Annotated in this window: 13 protein-coding genes and 2 pseudogenes; 12 read left to right on the top strand and 3 right to left on the bottom strand. The window is 36.6% G+C overall.

The window, feature by feature from the left end; genetic code table 11:
* The first annotated feature begins 76 nt into the window (after positions 1–76).
* Entirely contained in the window at positions 77–3,493 is a 3,417-nt protein-coding gene (gene mscK / locus ArsFIN_RS16035) for a mechanosensitive channel MscK (RefSeq protein ID WP_026821489.1), read from the top strand.
* 33 nt (positions 3,494–3,526) lie between these two features.
* Here mscK and rsmS read toward each other — a convergent pair whose 3' ends face one another.
* Together rsmS and priC are read right to left on the bottom strand one after the other, a co-directional pair.
* Positions 3,527–3,700, bottom strand: coding sequence for a pleiotropic regulatory protein RsmS (gene rsmS, locus ArsFIN_RS16030; protein WP_071846834.1), 174 nt, complete (start codon positions 3,698–3,700; stop codon positions 3,527–3,529).
* A gap of 22 nt (positions 3,701–3,722) precedes the next feature.
* The gene (priC, locus tag ArsFIN_RS16025) at positions 3,723–4,271 is read right to left on the bottom strand and encodes a primosomal replication protein PriC (RefSeq protein WP_026821490.1); all 549 of its coding nucleotides are present in this window, start codon (positions 4,269–4,271) and stop codon (positions 3,723–3,725) included.
* A 133-nt stretch (positions 4,272–4,404) separates the two neighbouring features.
* Here priC and apt point away from each other — a divergent pair, with 133 nt between their 5' ends.
* The 10 genes and pseudogenes from apt to ArsFIN_RS15975 all read left to right on the top strand — a co-directional run bounded on the left by apt (position 4,405) and on the right by ArsFIN_RS15975 (position 15,219).
* Positions 4,405–4,968, top strand: coding sequence for an adenine phosphoribosyltransferase (gene apt / locus ArsFIN_RS16020; RefSeq protein WP_406929613.1), 564 nt, complete (start codon positions 4,405–4,407; stop codon positions 4,966–4,968).
* Between the two features lie 88 nt (positions 4,969–5,056).
* Entirely contained in the window at positions 5,057–7,036 is a 1,980-nt protein-coding gene (dnaX, locus tag ArsFIN_RS16015) for a DNA polymerase III subunit gamma/tau (RefSeq protein ID WP_026821492.1), read from the top strand.
* A gap of 75 nt (positions 7,037–7,111) precedes the next feature.
* Positions 7,112–7,441 (top strand): YbaB/EbfC family nucleoid-associated protein, encoded by a 330-nt coding sequence (locus ArsFIN_RS16010; protein WP_026821493.1) that lies wholly within the window; start codon positions 7,112–7,114, stop codon positions 7,439–7,441.
* The gene (gene recR / locus ArsFIN_RS16005; protein WP_026821494.1) at positions 7,441–8,046 is read left to right on the top strand and encodes a recombination mediator RecR; all 606 of its coding nucleotides are present in this window, start codon (positions 7,441–7,443) and stop codon (positions 8,044–8,046) included. The genes ArsFIN_RS16010 and recR overlap by 1 nt, the downstream gene beginning before the upstream one ends.
* A gap of 196 nt (positions 8,047–8,242) precedes the next feature.
* A pseudogene (gene htpG / locus ArsFIN_RS16000) lies at positions 8,243–10,112 on the top strand (molecular chaperone HtpG).
* 186 nt (positions 10,113–10,298) lie between these two features.
* Positions 10,299–10,943, top strand: coding sequence for an adenylate kinase (gene adk, locus ArsFIN_RS15995; RefSeq protein WP_026821495.1), 645 nt, complete (start codon positions 10,299–10,301; stop codon positions 10,941–10,943).
* A 136-nt stretch (positions 10,944–11,079) separates the two neighbouring features.
* Positions 11,080–12,042 carry a ferrochelatase gene (gene hemH, locus ArsFIN_RS15990; protein WP_026821496.1) on the top strand — a complete coding sequence of 321 codons (963 nt, stop codon included), beginning with the start codon at positions 11,080–11,082 and terminating at the stop codon, positions 12,040–12,042.
* A gap of 629 nt (positions 12,043–12,671) precedes the next feature.
* The gene (locus ArsFIN_RS15985) at positions 12,672–12,884 is read left to right on the top strand and encodes a Wzz/FepE/Etk N-terminal domain-containing protein (protein ID WP_026821497.1); all 213 of its coding nucleotides are present in this window, start codon (positions 12,672–12,674) and stop codon (positions 12,882–12,884) included.
* Positions 12,885–13,118: 234 nt separating this feature from the next.
* On the top strand, positions 13,119–13,814 hold the full coding sequence (locus ArsFIN_RS15980; protein ID WP_026821498.1) for a hypothetical protein: 696 nt from the start codon (positions 13,119–13,121) through the stop codon (positions 13,812–13,814).
* Positions 13,815–13,911: 97 nt separating this feature from the next.
* Positions 13,912–15,219 carry an inosine/guanosine kinase gene (locus ArsFIN_RS15975; protein ID WP_026821499.1) on the top strand — a complete coding sequence of 436 codons (1,308 nt, stop codon included), beginning with the start codon at positions 13,912–13,914 and terminating at the stop codon, positions 15,217–15,219.
* A gap of 51 nt (positions 15,220–15,270) precedes the next feature.
* Here the strand turns inward: ArsFIN_RS15975 and ybaL are convergent, their stop codons facing one another.
* Positions 15,271–17,019: a YbaL family putative K(+) efflux transporter gene (gene ybaL / locus ArsFIN_RS15970; RefSeq protein ID WP_026821500.1), complete on the bottom strand. Its 1,749-nt coding sequence runs from the start codon at positions 17,017–17,019 to the stop codon at positions 15,271–15,273.
* A gap of 872 nt (positions 17,020–17,891) precedes the next feature.
* On the opposite strand from ybaL, the pseudogene ushA reads away from it, so the two are divergent.
* Positions 17,892–19,557 (top strand): annotated as a pseudogene (ushA, locus tag ArsFIN_RS15965) (bifunctional UDP-sugar hydrolase/5'-nucleotidase UshA).

Below are 19,557 nucleotides of genomic sequence, written 5' to 3'. Positions count from 1 at the left end.
TAAGACAAGGAAATAAATTCTAAGGAGAGATTGTTAACTGTTTTCTTATTTTTAATCTAACTCAGTGGATACTACTATGTTTTCATTTAGTCGAAGGTTGCAAAACAGAGCATATTATCAGCGGTTAGTTTCTTTATTGTCCTTGTCTTGTGGTTTATTCTTTCTTTTTAATGCAACCTTAGTTGAGAGCGCTACCTTAACCAATATAACTTCACGGCAAACTATTCAAAGCGAATTAAATGCATTAAGTAATCGTAGCAATTTAACTGCACCTGAAACCCAAGCTTTAGCTGACTATAAAAAAGCAATTCAATTTTATGATGAATTAGCGGAATTAGAAAAGCAAGCTGATCTAATGCAAAAAAGAGTTATACAAGCGCCGAAAGAAGCGCGAAATGCACTTGAGAAGTTGGCTAAAATTAAACGCGAGCAGCAACAAAGTGAGCAAACTAAAACTGAATATCAGCATTTAACATTATCACAACTGGAGAGCCAATTAAAAAATAAATTAGAAGTATTACAAAACCAGCAGGAAAATCTGGCCAATATTAATAGCAACTTAGTTGCATTACAAACCCAGCCAGAGCGAGCGATGAATATTATGTTAGAAAATGCTCGACGGCTACAAGATATTCGTTACCAACTAAATAATGACTTCTCTTCCAATGAAGATATTCGGCCTTCTTTGCAAAGATTATTGCAAATCGAACAATTTTATCTGCAGCAACAAAATAAATTTCAACAACACGCATTGGAAGCGAATACTCAATTGCAAGATGTGCTACAGAAGCAACGTGATTATACAGCAACTTATATTGAGTTAATTCAAAGTGATATACAATATGTTCAGGCTGCTATTAATAATAAACGCTTAAATTATTCTGAAGAAACGGCTAAAGAAGCTCAACGCTCAACGATAAATAGTCAGGAAGTAGAAGAATATCCGATAATTAAACATGAAAAAGCGATTAATAAAGCACTAAGTGAACGTTTGATTACAGTAACCCAAGATAGTAACCAATTAGTACAAAAGGGGATAAGGGTTAAATCTTGGTTAGAAAGAGCCATACAAGTAGAGAGTAATTTAAAAGAGCAAATTACCGTTTTACGAGGAAGTTTATTGCTTTCTCGCATACTTTTTCAAAAACAAATTAATTTGCCACCTAATGTATTAACAAAAAATCCACCAACATTAATTGCCGATTTAAGGCTAGAGCAGTTTGATATTAACCAAGAGCGTGATCAGTTATATCAATCTTCTAATTATATTAATAAATTGGCCGATACAATAAGTGATTCAATGGTAGATAAGAGCAAGGCAATGCCTCTTTCCAAGGAAGTCTGGCGGGCATTAGAGTTACTGATTGATATACGCCGCGATCTTTTAGATCAATTAAACGTACAGCTGGGTAATCAGATTTCTCAGGCGATTAATTTACAGTTAGATCAGCAACAATTACTGGGAGTCATTGATTCTTTAGAGCAGACATTAGCTCAGCAAATTTTTTGGGTAAATAGTAATAAACCGATTGATCTAACATGGTTAACTTCTTTTCCTGAAGCGGCGAAAGTAGAAATTACCTCTTTTAATTTTAAATTATCATTAATTAGCATATTCAAAGGGTTAATTAACTCTTCTGTTGTTACTATTCCCCTTTTGTTGGCTTGTCTGTTCTTTTTTTGGATGAATCGCAAGTTTAAACAACGTTTAAAAGAAATTAATGCGGAAGTTAGGGTATTCAAAAAAGATAACCAATTACATACACCGATAGCGTTAATTTTAACCCTAATGATGGCGTTTCCTGGCGCTTTTATGGCACTAGCAGTTGGTTACTGGTTTTTAAAAACAGGTAATCCCCATGGTGATTTTGTTTGGAGTTTTGCTCTGCAATTGGCCCTATTTTGGGTGTTATTTAGATGGTGTATTAATATTCTTAAACCTGATAGCATTGCAGAAAATCATTTTTTAATTGCTAAAAAAGAAACGTCCTGGCTACGTCAACATTTGATGAAATTGATGTTGCCGTTGATTGTTTTGATTTATTGGTCAAGTTATGGCGTCATGTATCCTTTGCGGTTGGCGGATGATGTCATCGGACAATTAATTGTATTAATATCCCTGTTTTTAGTTTTTCTATTTACTTTGCCGTTTTGCCGTCGGATCTGGCAACAAAAAGGTGGGCATTTAACTCGTACTATTATTATTACTATACTGGCTTTTTCTCCACTGGTGTTAATTGGTTTAATGATGGTCGGTTATTATTACACGACTCTTCGACTCTCCAGTCGCTGGATTGATAGCCTCTACTTATTACTCCTTTGGTATATTATTTACCATAGTTGTATTCGTGGATTATCTATTGCAGCGCGCAAGCTTGCTTATAAAAGGGCATTAGAGCGTCGTCATAATATGACGCGAGAAGAGCAAGAAAATGAACCCATTACCGAACCACCAATGTCAATTGAATTGATTAGTCAACAATCTCTACGTTTAACCAGTATGGTACTGTTTCTGATCTTTATCGTTGCTTTTTATTGGATTTGGTCAGATTTCATTACTATCTTCTCATTCTTAGATGGTATTCAACTTTGGCACACTAATGTACAAAATGAGGTTGGCCACACTTTACAAGCGGTTACCTTGGCTGATTTGATTTTAGCGATGATTATTTTTATTGTCGCTTTAGTATTGACGCGAAATCTACCCGGTTTGTTAGAGGTTTTAGTACTGTCTCGGTTAAAGCTTCGGCAGGGATCAAGCTATGCTATCACGACGATGCTAACCTACATCATTATCGGTATTGGTACCATTATCGTATTAGCAATGTTAGGTGTTACCTGGAATAAGTTACAGTGGCTAGCGGCAGCATTAACATTTGGTTTAGGTTTTGGCCTACAAGAAATTTTTGCCAACTTTGTCTCGGGTATTATTATTCTGTTTGAAAGGCCGGTCAGAATTGGTGATACCGTTACGATTGGTAATTTTTCAGGCACAGTAAGTAAAATTCGTATTCGAGCAACTACCATAACGGATTTTGATCGTAAAGAAGTCATTATTCCCAATAAAGCATTTGTGACGGAACGTTTAATAAATTGGTCGTTATCAGATACTATAACCCGTATTATTATCAAGCTAGGTGTTGCTTATGGTTCTGATCTTGATAAAGTCAAAGCGATTTTGTTACAGGCAGCGCAAAGTAACAATAAGATCATGTCGGATCCTGCTCCATTAGTATTTTTTACTGATTTTGGTGACAGTACCCTTAATCATGAATTACGTTTTTATGTTCGACAGATAGCGGATAGAAGTACAACATTGGACGAAGTTAATCGAATGATTGATCGCCTATGTCGAGAACAAAATATCGATATTGCTTTTAATCAGTTAGAAGTTCACCTTCGTAATAACAAAGGTGATTCAGTGCAAGAAGTTGAACGTACTCTTGGCGCTGGAAAGAGAGAAAAGCACCATGATAAAAACAATCGAGACTAATAATGCTGCAGAATAATAATTGGATTATTTATATCAACGTTTTTTAGTTGCATTGGTAAGTGATGTGATGGCTTTTTTATTCTCATAATCTTTTTTCACAATATCGAGTGCTTTGAGTGCAGTAGTGGGTTCGATTTGATTAATTTCCAGAAGATAAATTAAATCAATGGCAACTTGGATTTCTAATGGTGCATTCTCTAAATTCATTAAATATTACCTATATTATTTTTTATTCGATACTTTGATTTTCATCGCGCTCAATTGCCCTTTCTATGCGTGAAAGAGCCTGACGGCATCTCACTAACCTCCCTGTTAATGCAGCTATTTCTTGTTGCAGTTTCTGGCAAGCAACGTATGACTGTTGTTTAACTAATTGTTGTTCTCTATCATTTATCATTGCTATTAGGCGACGTTCATAATCTTGATGTTGAACTAAACGCTCATAGCGATCGACGGTTTTTTCTTTTTGGCTATGTTGATTTTCTTGTTCTCTTAATGTTTGGGTTGCAGATTCTCGCGTTATTGCACCAATTTGGGCAATAATTTTTTCTGTCAAGAAAGTAACCTGTTCTAAACGTGAAGTGATAACCGCATTTTTTAATTGACAAAAATGTTGCTTAATTTCAAATAAACAATCGCTTAATTGATGGCTTTTTCGATAAAATAATTTTTGATCAAAACGTGATGTTATAAAAGCAGAGTGTGCAATAGGCTTTATTTGTTCTGATAATGCTTCAATTTGCTCTTCAAGCGCGTTCAGTAACTTTTGTGTTTTCATATAGTAAGCCATAATAATAAAAAAATATGTGATTGTGATTTGACTTATTACAGTAAAAATGCGCATATTGGTAAGTAAGTTATTGCATTTTTATAGTACTTTTCATAGATTGTAGAGTTTGATTATTTTATCTATGATGATAATTATGATGGTTAATGAAAAAAAAATACAATTTATAAAAGACAGTATTGAAACAATTCCTGATTATCCGATACCCGGTGTATTGTTTCGTGATATTACAACGCTATTGGATAATCCTGCCGCTTATCAGGCCACTATTGATCTACTTGTTGAACATTATAAAAATAAAGGTATCACTAAAATTGTTGGTACTGAAGCAAGAGGCTTCTTGTTTGGGGCGCCGGTTGCTTTGCGTTTAGGCGTAGGATTTGTGCCAGTCCGTAAAGAGGGAAAACTACCGCGAGCCACTTTACGGCAAAATTATGAGCTAGAATATGGTAGCGATACCCTAGAGATCCATAAAGAAAGTATTTCAGCTAAAGACAATGTATTAGTTGTTGATGATTTACTCGCTACAGGTGGTACGATTGAGGCAACAGTACGCTTGATCCGGCAGCTTGGAGGTAAAGTGAATGAAGCGGCATTTATTATCTGTTTGCCTGATTTAGGCGGTATCGAACGTTTAAAAAAACAAGGGGTCAATTGTTTTAATTTGGTTGAATTCCCAGGACATTAATGAGCAAAATTTTCTAGCGAAATGGGCTGACTAGGCGAACAGCGCTATGTTGGTTAACAAACTATATACTTAACGTCTAATAGGAATCATGAGCTACCAGGTACTTGCCCGTAAATGGCGCCCACAAACATTTACCGATGTAGTTGGGCAACAACACGTTTTGACCGCGCTGGCAAATGGTTTGCAACAGCAGCGGCTTCATCATGCTTACCTATTTTCTGGTACCCGCGGGGTTGGAAAAACGACCATTGCGCGACTTTTTGCGAAAGGCCTTAACTGTGAGGTAGGGATAAGCCAGAATCCTTGTGGTCAGTGTGTTAACTGTCTTGAGATAGCGCATGGGCGATTTGTTGATTTGATTGAAATTGATGCCGCTTCGCGCACTAAAGTTGAGGATACCCGCGAGCTGCTAGATAATGTCCAGTATGCACCAGCGCGTGGTCGATTTAAAGTCTACTTAATCGACGAAGTTCATATGCTTTCTCGTCATAGCTTCAATGCTTTGCTCAAGACACTAGAAGAGCCGCCAGAACATGTAAAATTTCTCTTAGCAACGACCGATCCACAGAAATTACCGATAACGGTTTTATCACGTTGCCTTCAATTTCATTTAAGAACACTGGATATTGACCAAATTAGTAGTCAACTTGAACGCATTTTAGCGGCCGAGCAAATATCGAGTGATAAACGAGCCCGCCAATTAATCGCCAGAGCGGCCGAAGGTAGTTTACGTGATGCATTAAGTTTGACTGATCAAGCGATTGCTATGGGGCAAGGGAAGGTATTGGCTGATTCAGTTAGTCAAATGCTAGGAATATTGAATGATGAACAGCCCCTAGCTATCATTGAAGCGATTGTACATGCCGATGGTCAAAAAATGATGGCTTTAGTCGAAGATATTGCTTTGCGAGGCAGTGACTGGGAAAACGTTTTGATTGAAATGTTATCATTAATTCATCGCATTGCGATGATCCAGCTTTTACCTGTGGAGATGCAAGATACTGCTTCGCCGATTGATGAGCGTTTATGTTTACTTGCGCGCTTAATTACGCCAACGGATTTACAGCTCTATTATCAAACCTTATTAGTCGGACGTAAAGAGCTTCCCTATGCGCCAGAAAGGCGAATGGGGGTTGAAATGACGTTATTACGTGCATTAGCATTTCATCCTAAGTGTATTAATGATACTGAAGTTTCATTGGTATCGTCGCCAAATAGAATTGAATCAGTTACCCTAGGCAATGATATTGATAGTCATACTAATGTCTCCTCTAATATAAAAGATAAAAAAAAAGTCATTGATAAAGCGATAAGTCCATCAGATGAAAAATTAATTAATACGCCTACCTTGCAATTGCTAAAAGCAAAAGCGTCACTAAAAAAAGAGCAAGAGAAAACACCGCTAAAAAAGCCTGACACAGCATCGTCGAAGACGAAAACGCCGTCGGCGATGTCGGCGCTAGAACGATTAGCAACGGTTTCTACGCAGCATCAGCAATCTGTTGCAAATCAGCCGAAGCAGGTTAAGAAAGATGAAAAAAATCAAAAAGATAAATCTTATCAGTGGCGCCCGCAAAATATTTCTGAGCAAAAAATAGAGCGAGTAACAACGCCCGGCAATATTAAACAAGCATTGGAATATGAAAGAACACCGGAACTTGCCAATAAAATTGCGCTTGAAGCCCAAGCGCGTGACCACTGGTCGGCTGAAATTTCTCAGTTAAAAGTGCCAAAATTGATAGAACAACTTGCGTTGAATGCTTATAAGGAATCGTTAAATGAAACGGAAATGTGTTTACACTTACGATCAACGCAACGGCATTTGAATACTGAGCCTGCGCATAAAGCATTAACAAAAGCCTTATGTGAGTTATATGGCCAGCCGATAAAACTGGTTATCATCGAAGATGATAATCCGGCCGTCAAGACACCCTTGGAATGGCGGCAGGTAATTTATGAAGAGATGCTAGCACAGGCTCGTCAATCCATTATTGTGGATAAAACCATTCAGACTTTGCGCACGCTGTTTGATGCACAGTTAGATGAAGAAAGTATTCGGCCTGTGTAGTCGAATACATACCGTTAAGTACAATGTTGCAAGGTTAAAGTATATCTTGGTAACAGATCAGAAAGAGAGAATATTATGTTTGGTAAAGGTGGGCTGGGTAACCTGATGAAACAGGCTCAGCAAATGCAAGAAAAGATGCAGAAAGTACAAGAAGAGATTGCTAACATGGAGGTTACCGGCGAATCTGGTGCAGGTCTTGTTAAAGTAACCATTAATGGTGCGCATAATTGCCGTCGGGTTGAAATCGATCCTAGTTTGATGGCAGATGATAAAGATATGCTAGAAGATCTTATTGCGGCCGCATTTAATGATGCTGCGCGTCGTATAGAAGAAGCACAAAAAGAAAAAATGGCTAATGCATCTAATGGCATGCAATTACCTCCAGGCTTTAAGATGCCATTTTGATGCAAACGAGCCCACTTCTTGAATCTTTAATGGAAGCGTTACGCTGTTTGCCTGGTGTAGGACCAAAATCGGCGCAACGTATGGCTTTTCATCTTTTGCAACGTGATCGTAGTGGTGGCATGCAATTGGCTCAGGCGTTGACACGTGCAATGTCTGAGATAGGTCATTGTCAGGGTTGTCGAACATTTACTGAAAAAGATCACTGTTCAATTTGTACTAACCCGAGACGTCAACAATCGGGCCAAATATGTGTGGTTGAAAGCCCGGCCGATATTTATGCCATAGAACAAACGGGGCAGTTTGTCGGACGTTATTTTGTTTTGATGGGCCATTTGTCGCCATTAGATGGTATTGGGCCTAAGGATATTGGCCTTGATAGCTTAGCCGATAAATTAGCGACTGAGACGGTATCAGAAGTGATCTTGGCTACCAACCCAACAATTGAAGGGGAAGCGACTGCTAACTATATAGCTGGCATATGTGCTCAATATCAGGTCATGGCCAGTCGTATTGCTCATGGTATTCCGGTTGGCGGTGAGCTTGAAATGGTTGACGGAACAACGTTATCACATTCAATCATTGGCCGTCAGAAAATTAATTATTGATAATATAAATGTAATATAAATAAACCTATGCAGAGGTTAAAAACTCTGCTTATTTTTTATGAAAAAGTTAACTATATCGGCTGTCAACACTCTTTTGACAAAGGTGAGCTTGAAATTTTCAATTTATATCCCCATCTGAGTTTCATAACCATTCAACCCAATAAAATTATTCTAAAATTGAGGCTATTTAATGAGTATGAAAGGACAAGAAACTCGTGGATTTCAATCAGAAGTAAAACAGTTATTACAATTGATGATCCATTCTCTTTATTCCAATAAAGAAATTTTTCTTCGCGAACTGATTTCAAACGCATCTGATGCAGCGGATAAATTACGTTTTAAAGCACTTTCACAATCAGATCTTTATGAAAATGATGGTGACTTAAGAGTTAGAATTGCTGTTGATAAAGACAAAAAAACCTTAACCATTAGTGATAACGGTATTGGCATGACGCGCGAAGAGGTTATTGATAATTTAGGAACTATTGCTAAATCTGGTACCAAGGCTTTTTTACAGTCTTTAGGTAACGAACAAGCGAAAGATAGTCCATTAATCGGTCAGTTTGGTGTTGGTTTCTATTCAAGCTTTTATTGTTGCCGATAAAGTGACCGTACGTACTCGAGCAGCGGGCATGGCTGCTGATAAAGGAGTTTTCTGGCAATCTCAGGGTGAGGGTGACTATACCGTTGCTGATATTGAAAAAGCAGAGCGTGGTACTGAAATTACCTTGCATTTACGTGAAGACCAAACGGAATTCTTAGATAACTGGCGTTTACGTTCGGTAATCAGCAAATATTCAGATCATATTGCTCTGCCAGTGGAAATTGAAGCCAAGAACGAAGAAGATGATACGGTCATTTGGGAAAAGATTAACAAAGCCCAGGCACTATGGACACGTAACAAAAATGATATTACGGCTGAAGAATATAAAGAATTTTATAAGCATGTTTTCCATGATTATGCGGATCCTTTAATATGGAGTCATAATCGGGTAGAGGGTAAGCAAGAGTATACCAGCCTACTTTATATACCAACTAAAGCGCCTTTCGATTTGTGGAATCGTGATAATAAACATGGTTTAAAGCTTTATGTTCACCGTGTTTTTATCATGGATGAAGCTGAACAGTTTATGCCAAATTACTTACGTTTCGTACGTGGGTTAGTTGACTCTAATGACTTACCATTAAATGTTTCACGAGAAATTTTACAAGATAGTGATATTACTCGTAGTTTACGTAGTGCATTAACCAAACGTGCATTGCAGATGTTGGAAAAATTGGCCAAAAGTGAACCTGAACAGTATCAACAATTCTGGCAGGAATTTGGATTAGTGCTGAAAGAGGGTCCTGCGGAAGATACAACCAATAAAGAAGGCATTACTAAACTATTACGTTTTGCATCAACACATAATGAGAGTAATTTACAGAATGTTTCTCTCGAAGATTATGTTAGTCGAATGATTGAGGGGCAGGAAAAAATTTATTACATTACCGCAGATAGTTATGCTGCGGCGAAAAACAGCCCACATTTAGAACTATTCCGTAAAAAAGGTATTGAGGTTTTATTATTATCTGATCGGATTGATGAGTGGATGATGAATTATTTGCCAGAATTTGAAGGTAAATCTTTTCAATCTGTTAGTAAGACAGATGAGTCACTGGAAAAACTGGCTGATGAAGATAAGAAAGAGCAAGAAGAGACAGATAAAAAACTGGAGCCTTTTGTTGAGCGGGTGAAAAAATTATTAGGCGAACGGGTGAAGGAGGTGAAGTTAACACATCGTTTAACTGACACGCCGGCAATCGTGACGACCGATGCGAATGATATGAGTACCCAGATGGCAAAACTTTTTGCTGCGGTGGGTCAATCAGCGCCGGAAATAAAATATAATTTTGAACTTAATCCTGAGCATTCACTAGTTAAAAAAGTGACAGAACTAACAGATGATGGCTTATTTTCTGAGTGGATAGAAGTATTATTAGATCAGGCGTTGTTCGTTGAACAAGGTAGCCTAGAAGATCCTAATCAATTTATTCGTCGTATTAATAAGTTACTTTTGGGCTAAAATTTATTTAATTAACCAGGTTGTTCATAAAACCACGTTTTAGTAATTTTAAGACGTGGTTTGTTTTTTTAACGAAAATAATTTGATTATTCAATGGTTATCTGTTTTCTTGAGTTATGTATATGCCTAATGATAAGGTAACTTTTCTTTCAAATTATAAAAATGAAATAGCAAGGGGTTTACGCAATGCGTATTATTCTGCTCGGCGCGCCAGGCGCAGGTAAGGGGACTCAGGCACAATTCATCATGGAGAGGTATGGTATTCCACAAATTTCTACCGGTGATATGCTACGTGCTGCCGTAAAGGCAGGCACAGAGTTGGGTCGAAAAGCGAAAGAATTAATGGATAGCGGTAAGCTTGTTACTGATGAGTTAGTTATTGCTTTAGTTAAACAGCGCATAGCCCAGGATGATTGCCGAAATGGCTTTTTACTAGATGGATTTCCACGCACTATCCCACAAGCAGACGCGATGAAAAATGCCGGTATTACGGTAGATTATGTGTTGGAATTTGATGTACCTGATGAAATTATTGTTGAACGCATTGTTGGGCGCCGTGTGCATACGGCTTCGGGGCGTGTTTATCATATTAAATTTAATCCACCCAAAATAGCAAACAGAGATGATGTTACCGGTGAAGAATTAAGCATTCGTAAAGATGATCAGGAAGAAACCGTTCGCAAGCGGTTAGTGGAGTATCATCAGTTAACTGAGCCTTTAATTGCTTATTATCGTCAAGAAGCTGCTGCTGCTCATACCAAGTACTTTAAATTGGATGGTAGCCGTAAAGTGACTGAAGTCAGTGAAGAGTTGGCTAAAATTTTAGGTTAATTGTTAGTTGGTAAAGTAGGCATCCAATTTGGATGCCTATTTTTTATTTATTGCTAATTAGTAGAAGTAAAAATATTCAAAAAGTTATGATAAGGTTATTAATAGTTAGCGTTAAATAAAAATGGAGCCAATTGGCATGAGTATCAAGAAGTATGGTGTTTTATTAGTTAACTTAGGGACGCCTGATGCACCGACGCCAGCGGCGGTGAAACGTTTTTTGGCAGAATTTCTTAGTGATGTAAGAGTTATTGATATTTCAAGGATAATTTGGAAACCGCTATTACATTTAGTGATTTTACCATTACGCTCACCAAAAGTTGCTAAATTATATCGGTCAATTTGGACAGAAGCCGGCTCTCCATTGCTAAGTTATAGTTTGCAACAGCAGGCTGCACTGGCAAAACAACTTCCCACTATTCCTGTAGAATTAGGTATGAGTTATGGTTCACCTTCTATTGCAGATGCGATTGATAAACTATTAATTCAGCAGGTTGAAAATATTATTGTATTGCCGCTTTATCCACAATATTCTTGTTCAACCACAGCGGCAGTGTTTGATGCGATTTGTCGAGCGTTAAAAAAATATCGAACCATACCCGGGCTTCACTTTATTCGTAGTTATGCTAATCACCCTTATTATATTGAGGCATTAAAAAAGTCGGTTGAGTTAAGTTTTGCACAATATGGTAAACCTGATCGATTATTACTTTCTTATCATGGTATCCCTCAACGTTACGCAGAGACAGGTGATATTTATCCGCAACAATGTGAGCTAACAACCCGTTTATTTAGTGAATTAATTAATTTTCCCGCTGATAAAATCATTATGACTTATCAGTCACGCTTTGGGCGTGAACCCTGGCTTACACCTTATACAGACGTTACCTTAGCAAGCTTAGCAAAGAGTGGAGTTAAGCATGTTCAGCTGTTATGTCCGGGTTTTTCGGTGGATTGTCTGGAAACCCTAGAGGAGATTGCGGTGCAGAATAAAGAATTATTTTATGCCGCTGGTGGTGAAAAGTATCAGTATATACCTGCACTTAATGACTCAGAAAATCATATTCTGTTAATGACCGAATTAATCAGAGATAGTCTATAGCATGGTTTATCAATTTTAAATAAAATTTATTTTTGTTAAAACTCACTAAATAAGCATGTTATGTTTAATTAATATAAAACTAAAATAATTTCTAACCCTTTTATGTCAGTAATAAAATTAAGATTAGTGATTATTTGAATGGAATTTTAGCTAAAATTAAAAGTTCTTATAGTGATTATAGCACTATCATAAATTTGAAATTTTTCTGTAATTGCTTGTTTATAATCGTTAGTTTTATCTAATAATTGTAAAATTATATATTTAAACTGGTAATATGGATTATTATTATTGTATAAAAGAGTAAATGAGTTTTTATGATATTTAGATTATTTAAATAGTATTTTATTATTTATTCTTATTTTTTAGAAAGATTAATATTTTATTGGGTTTTTCTAGATAATTTATGGCAATTTACTGGTTTTAAATATCATTGTTGTAAAAATGAGAATATTGTTGATAAATGTGAGCTGTATGTTTTATTAAGGTTGGAAATGCAGAATTTTATGACTAAACTTTTCTTGATTAATGAGTATTATTTGATTATTCAGCTATTCAAGTTTGCATAAGATAGAGATAGGTGAATATTTGTGATTAATTGTTAACAACATGACAGTTAGAAACTATACACTATGACAAATCGACCGTTATTGGATGCAAGCACTGAGATCGATCCATCTTTTTATTCTGCCAAGATGAAACAAGATGATGAAATTGATTTAATTGAGCTTTTTTCTATTCTCTATAAATCTAAATTGTTGATTACTATTTTTGTTGTGGTTTTCACCGCTGCCATTTTTTGCTGGTCGCTATTTTCTCCGCAAAAATGGAAAAGTGAAGCCTAGATTGTTCAACCTACTACTCAAGAACTGTTTAAGCTGAATGAATTCCTTAGCCAGTTAAAAGTACTGGATATAGAAACAAATATTGATGCTCAGCAGGTTTATGCCAAATTTCTTGACGCTTATCGTTCGCAGCTGTTACAGGAAAATTTTCTAAAAAGTAGCGACTATTTTCAGCGGTTAGTTAAATCTTCAGAGTCCCAATCGTTAGAAAGAGAACAACAGCTTTTACGTGATATGATAAATAATATTACTGTTGGCAAAGTTACTTTTAGTAATAGCGCAGATAATAATGTCAGTAATACTACTAATATGCGAAAATGGCCGATAGAAGCAAGCGTAGGATTTACTGCCGTAACGGCGCAAGATGCACAGGATTTATTGTCTGACTATTTACGTTATATTGGCTCAAATATACGGCAAGAGATAAAAGCGGAGTTAAATGAAAAAATAGCGCAACAACTTGTTTATGCTAAAGGTAAATATGCTATTGAGCTGGCGGCTTTAGAAAATGCGAATCGGGTTGCGATTCAACGACTAAGGAATTCATTAGCCATAGCGCAATCTGTTGGTTTAAAAAAACCGGTTTCAACTACGCATAACTTTATTCAAGATGATCCAGATTATCCTATTGCATTAGGTTCAGAAGCATTAGCTAAAAAATTGGCCATTATTGAAAAGGGTAATGATTTGTCATTATCGAATTCTGACTTGTTAAGTAGTCAACAATATATCCAACAATTACAAGCGCTAGATACGAAAGATATTTGGTTCCAACCAGTGAAATATATGCAAAAGCCAACTTTACCTATTGCTAAACAGGCACCTCAGCGAACCTATATGGTAGTATTAGCTGGAATAGCTGGTTTAATTTTGGGTTGTATTTATGTTTTGTTACGCCATATGGTAAATAATCGCAAGCAAAAAGTCTGATGAGATCATTTTAAATAAGCAGCAGGCGATTTTCCTGCTGCTCAATGATGTTAATTATGTTAGACTCGCTCCTTTCGTTAATACTAATCTACCTATTATGAAATTCCCTGGTCAACGAAAGTCCAAGCACTATTTCCCTGTTAGTCTTCGAGATCCCTTATTATCCAGTCAAGAGTTAATCAATAGCGCAGGCGATCATGCTTATATTGTTGGTATTGACCAAACTTTGGTTGATATTGAAGCAAAAGTCGATGATGATTTTATTCAGCGTTATCAACTTAGCCAGGGGCACTCTTTAGTTATTGAAGATGCGATTGCTGAAAGACTTTATCGTGAGTTAACAGAAAAAAATCTTATTAGCCATGAGTTTGCTGGTGGCACGATAGGGAATACTTTACATAATTACTCTTTATTAGCGGATAATAGATCTGTGCTGTTGGGTACGATGTGCAATAACATTCAAATTGGTAGTTATGCCTATCGTTATTTATGCCATACTTCCAGCCGGATGGATTTAAATTATTTACAAGGTATCAATGGCCCGATTGGTCGCTGTTTTACTTTAATTACGGAAAATGGTGAGCGAACATTTGCAATTAGTCCTGGGTTAATGAACCAATTGCGTCCTGAGAGCATTCCAGAGCAAATTATTGCAGAATCATCAGCACTGGTTATTACCGCTTATCTTGTTCGTTGTCAGCCTGGAGAACCGATGCCAGCAGCAACAATGCAAGCAATAGAATATGCCAAGAAACATGATGTGCCCGTTGTGCTAACAATGGGCACTAAATTTGTTATTGCCGATGATCCTGCCTTTTGGCAGGATTTTCTCGCTAAATACGTTTCTGTTGTGGCAATGAACGAAGAAGAAGCGTTAGAGTTGACAGGGTTCAACGATCCCTTATTAGCTGCCGACAAAGTGCTTGATTGGGTCGACCTTGTTCTTTGTACCGCCGGTGTGGACGGACTTTACATGGCCGGTTTTACCGAATCAGCATATAAAAGAGAAACTCAACATCCACTATTATCTGGTGCTATTAAGCAATTTAATCGTTATGAATTTAGCCGGGCGATGAGAAAGAAAGATTGTCAACTGCCTTTTAGGATCTATTCACATATTGAGCCTTATATGGGGGGGCCAGAGAAAATTATGAATACCAATGGAGCCGGTGATGGTGCATTGTCGGCCTTATTACATGATATTACCGCCAATCGTTTTCATCGTTTAAATATTCCTAATTCAACAAAACATAGTTTACCCTTTCTGACATATTCTTCCTTAGCACAGGTGTGTAAATACGCTAATAGGGTAAGTTATCAGGTGCTTATCCAACATTCACCACGATTAACGCGAAGTTTGCCTGAAAAAGAGGATAGTTTAGAAGAATCTTATTGGGAACGGTAATTTGATAAAAATCATGAGAAAACTAATATTTCCCCTGATTTATTTTATCGGCTAGTTAAAAGTATCAGGTTTTAAGTATTTATCTAAATCTTTAGTGCCTGATAATAAATTATCGTCATGATTGTTAATAGTACAGCCGGTTGTTTTCTTTTTAGCTAGGAAATGAGCCATAGTTTTGGCAATTTCATGTTCACCAACAACGATATGATTTGCACCACGTTCACGAATGTATCTAACTTCATCATCATAGTGGGCACGCACAATAATTGTAATGTCTGGATTTAATAATCTAGCTTTCTCGACAATTTGGCCTGCTTCATAACCATTTGGAATGGTGAGTAAAAGTGTTTGAGCACAATCTATGCGAGCCAGTTTCATTAGTGCTTTGTTTACGGCATTGCCAATTAATGAGCGGAAGCCATTTTTGGCTAACTCTTCAAATCGGGCACGGGTATTTTCAATAACAACCAACGGAATATCTTTTTGACGTAATTTTTCCGCTAGAATAGTACCAACACGTCCATAACCAACAATGATCGCATGACCGCAAATATCAACGGGAATTTGTGCAACTTCTTCTTGTGTTTCTTCTAATAATTCTTCCTCTGTTGTTTCGGTTTTCTTCAGATAACGGTCGAGTAAGCTAAATAGTAACGGATTAATCATAATAGAGAGGATTGCACCAGCTAAAACCAGGTTTGGCGCTTGACTATCAAACACATTGAGTGCGATCCCCATTCCGGCTAGGATAAAAGAGAATTCACCAATTTGTGCCAAACTTATCGCGATAGTTAAAGCGGTACGACGACTATGGCCAAATAGTCTCACTAACAGTAAGGCGGCGAGTGATTTACCAATAGTAATGATTGCTAAAACCGCCAATATAGCGAGTGGCTGTTCTATCAATATGATAGGATCTAGCAGCATACCAACCGATACAAAAAACAGAACCGCAAAGGCATCTCGCAAAGGTAGCGTATCTTGTGCGGCTCGATGGCTTAATTCAGATTCATTTAAGATCATTCCAGCGAAAAAGGCGCCAAGGGCAAAAGAAGCATTAAATAGTGTTACCGCAGCATAGGCAATACCGAGCGCTAGTACTAAAACCGCTAATGTGAATAATTCACGGGAACCCGTTGCCGCGGTACGGGCTAGCATCCATGGAATGAGTTGTCGGCCTAGGAAAAGGGTAATGATGATAAAAATAGCGACTTTACCAACGGTAAAAGTTAATTTAATAGCCAGCTCATTAAAACTGGCATTATTGCTATCGACAATACCGGCAATTGCGGGGAGCAATACCAATGTCAATACCATGACTAAATCTTCAACAATCAGCCAGCCAATGGCAATTCGTCCTCGTTTACTATCGATAAGTTGACGTTCTTCTAATGCCCTCAATAGTACTACTGTACTGGCCGTTGAGAGACAAAGACCAAAAACAATTCCAGCAAATAATCCCCAGCCAAATAATATGGCTAAACCAAGACCTAATAAGGTCGCGGTAATTATTTGAGCGATAGCACCAGGAATAGCAATTGATTTTACGGCTAAAAGATCTTTTAAGGAAAAATGTAAACCAACACCAAACATCAATAATATAACACCAATTTCAGCAAGTTCACTGGCTAAATTTGTATTTGCCACAAAGCCTGGTGTAAATGGACCAATGAGTACACCGGCCAACAAATAGCCGACTAACGGTGATATTCTTAGCCGTTGTGCAATCATACCAAATAGATAGGCAAGAGCTAAACCACCAACAATTGTTGTGATGAGGGATGATGCTGAATGATCCATTAAATCTCCTCTTTTTTGAATGACAAAATACGTCATATAAAATTCAAGTTTATTTTATCTGCTATAAACTAAAAAAGCGCTAAAAAAATCACGTTAAAAATAATAAAAAAGCGGTTAACGATAAAAAAGAAAAGTAATAGGTTGTTTTTTTAATAAAAATACCCAGTAAATAATCATAATAACCATTATAACTATAATTAATTATTTTATAATATAAACTATTATTCTTTTTTTTATTCATATTTAGTAATGATAGGGTAAAATAAAATGATAATGATAAAAATTTAGATTGAATTAATTAATTCAATACTTTTTAATGATAAAATAATCGTGAATGTTGGATCGATTTCAATTGTCTCCAAAGGTTAATGACAAAGCGTATTTATCAAGTATTTCTACAGTATGCATCTTAAGCTAATACTTTTATATTTTGGATATAAAAGCGAAATAGTGTATCAAATAACAAGTATAGTAGTTATTTATGCTAATAAGATAAAAAAAATTGCAAAAATCAAAATAAATTGATTGGATTTGTCGCTTGAATGGTAGTTTTTACCATCATTTTTGGCAAAAACAAAATTGATTATAAAATCAGTTTGACATGATTTTGTTATTTTTTTCAGTAGGTTAATAGGATTAAAATAATCATTATCTACTATTTCTTTAGTAATAGCGATTCAGCTGCTATTTTGTTATCTATTTGAGAGTATAACTAGCAATATTTTTAATCTTGCGTCTTAGCCAGAACGATTTATGTTGTATTAAGCACATAAAATATTAAGCGAATAATAAAATAGATGCTTTTTAAGGATATAAAAAAAATTGCTCGATGAAATAATATCGGTATAAATTTGAACGGTATGGAGATTGATATGCGATTGTTACTTAAGACTTCTCTAGGTAGGATAATTGTACTTTTATGGTTGCTATCAAGTTCTACCGCAATTGCATGGCAAAAAGATAAAACTTACTCTATCACAATTTTACACACTAATGATCATCATGGTCATTTTTGGCATAACAAGAACGGAGAATATGGTTTAGCCGCGCAAAAAAACATTAGTTGCTGAAATTCGTCACGAAGTTACAAAAGAGGGCGGAATTGTTTTACTGCTTTCTGGTGGTGATATTAATACTGGTGTGCCTGAATCTGACTTGCAAGATGCTGAACCAGATATTAAAGGCATGAATATGATTGGTTATGATGCAATGGTACTTGGTAATCATGAATTTGATAAGCCATTAACAATTTTACGCAAGCAACAACAATGGGCAACTTTTCCTTTTTTGTCAGCTAATATTTATCAAACCAGTACTGGACAGAGATTATTCAAACCCTATCAAATTTTTAATCAACAGGGCATCAAGATTGCCGTTATTGGTTTAACTACCGATGATACTATTAAGTTAGGTAACCCAGGGGTAATTTCCGATATAGAATTTCGTTCTCCTGTCAATGAAGCGAAAATGGTGATCCAATCTCTACGTGCTAATGAAAAGCCTGATATCATTATTGCCGCGACACATATGGGGCATTATAACAATGGCGAACATGGTTCTAATGCGCCTGGCGATGTTAAAATGGCGCGAAGTTTACCTACAGGCTATCTAGATATGATAGTGGGCGGTCATTCTCAAGATCCCGTTTGTATGTCCTTAAGCAGGAAAAATTACAAACAAGTGGATTATGTGCCTGGGACATTATGTAGACCAGATCAGCAAAATGGGACTTGGATTGTGCAGGCTCATGAGTGGGGTAAATATGTCGGGCGGGCTGATTTTGAATTTAAAAATGGCAAATTTATTTTAAAACACTATCGACTTATACCTATCAATTTAAAGAAAAAACGGCTTAACCAAGATGGTTCGACAGAGTTAACTTTTTATACGCAAGAAATTCCACCTGATGTTGATATGCTGAAATTACTCTCTTCTTTTCAAGCAAGAGGTCGTCAACAATTAGATATCAAATTAGGTTTTGTTGATGGTAAATTACAAGGTGATCGCAACAAGGTTCGTTTTGATCAAACTAATTTGGCGCGTCTCATCTTAGCGTCGCAAGTGGAACGTGTAAATGCCGACTTTGCCATTATGAGCAGTGGTATGATCCGTAATTCTATTGACCCAGGTGAGATCAGTTATCGACAAGTGCTTAAAGTTTTACCTTTTGCTAATCACATAGCCTATGTTGATTTTAATGGTCAGGAAGTGAAAAACTATTTAGCCGCCGTCGCCAGTATGACGCCAGGTTCAGGGGCTTATGGCCAATTCTACAATATCAGTTTCATTCATCATAGCGATGGCACAATGACAGATATTAAAATAGCCGGTCAGCCATTAGATGTTAAAAAGCATTATCGAATGGCAACATTAGATTTTATTGCCTGTGGTGGTGATGGTTACCCGAAAATTAATTATCATCCAAATTATGTTAATACAGGATTAGTGGATGCTGAGGTTTTAAAAAATTTTATTGAAAAACATGCACCGTTAAAAGTCATTGATTATGCGCCTAGCAAAGAAATTATTTATCGTTAA

This window comes from Arsenophonus nasoniae, assembly GCF_004768525.1.
Lineage (GTDB): Bacteria > Pseudomonadota > Gammaproteobacteria > Enterobacterales > Enterobacteriaceae > Arsenophonus > Arsenophonus nasoniae.
The sequence above is the reverse complement of the archived record's forward strand: the minus strand, read 5'-3'. Positions and strand labels throughout refer to the sequence as shown.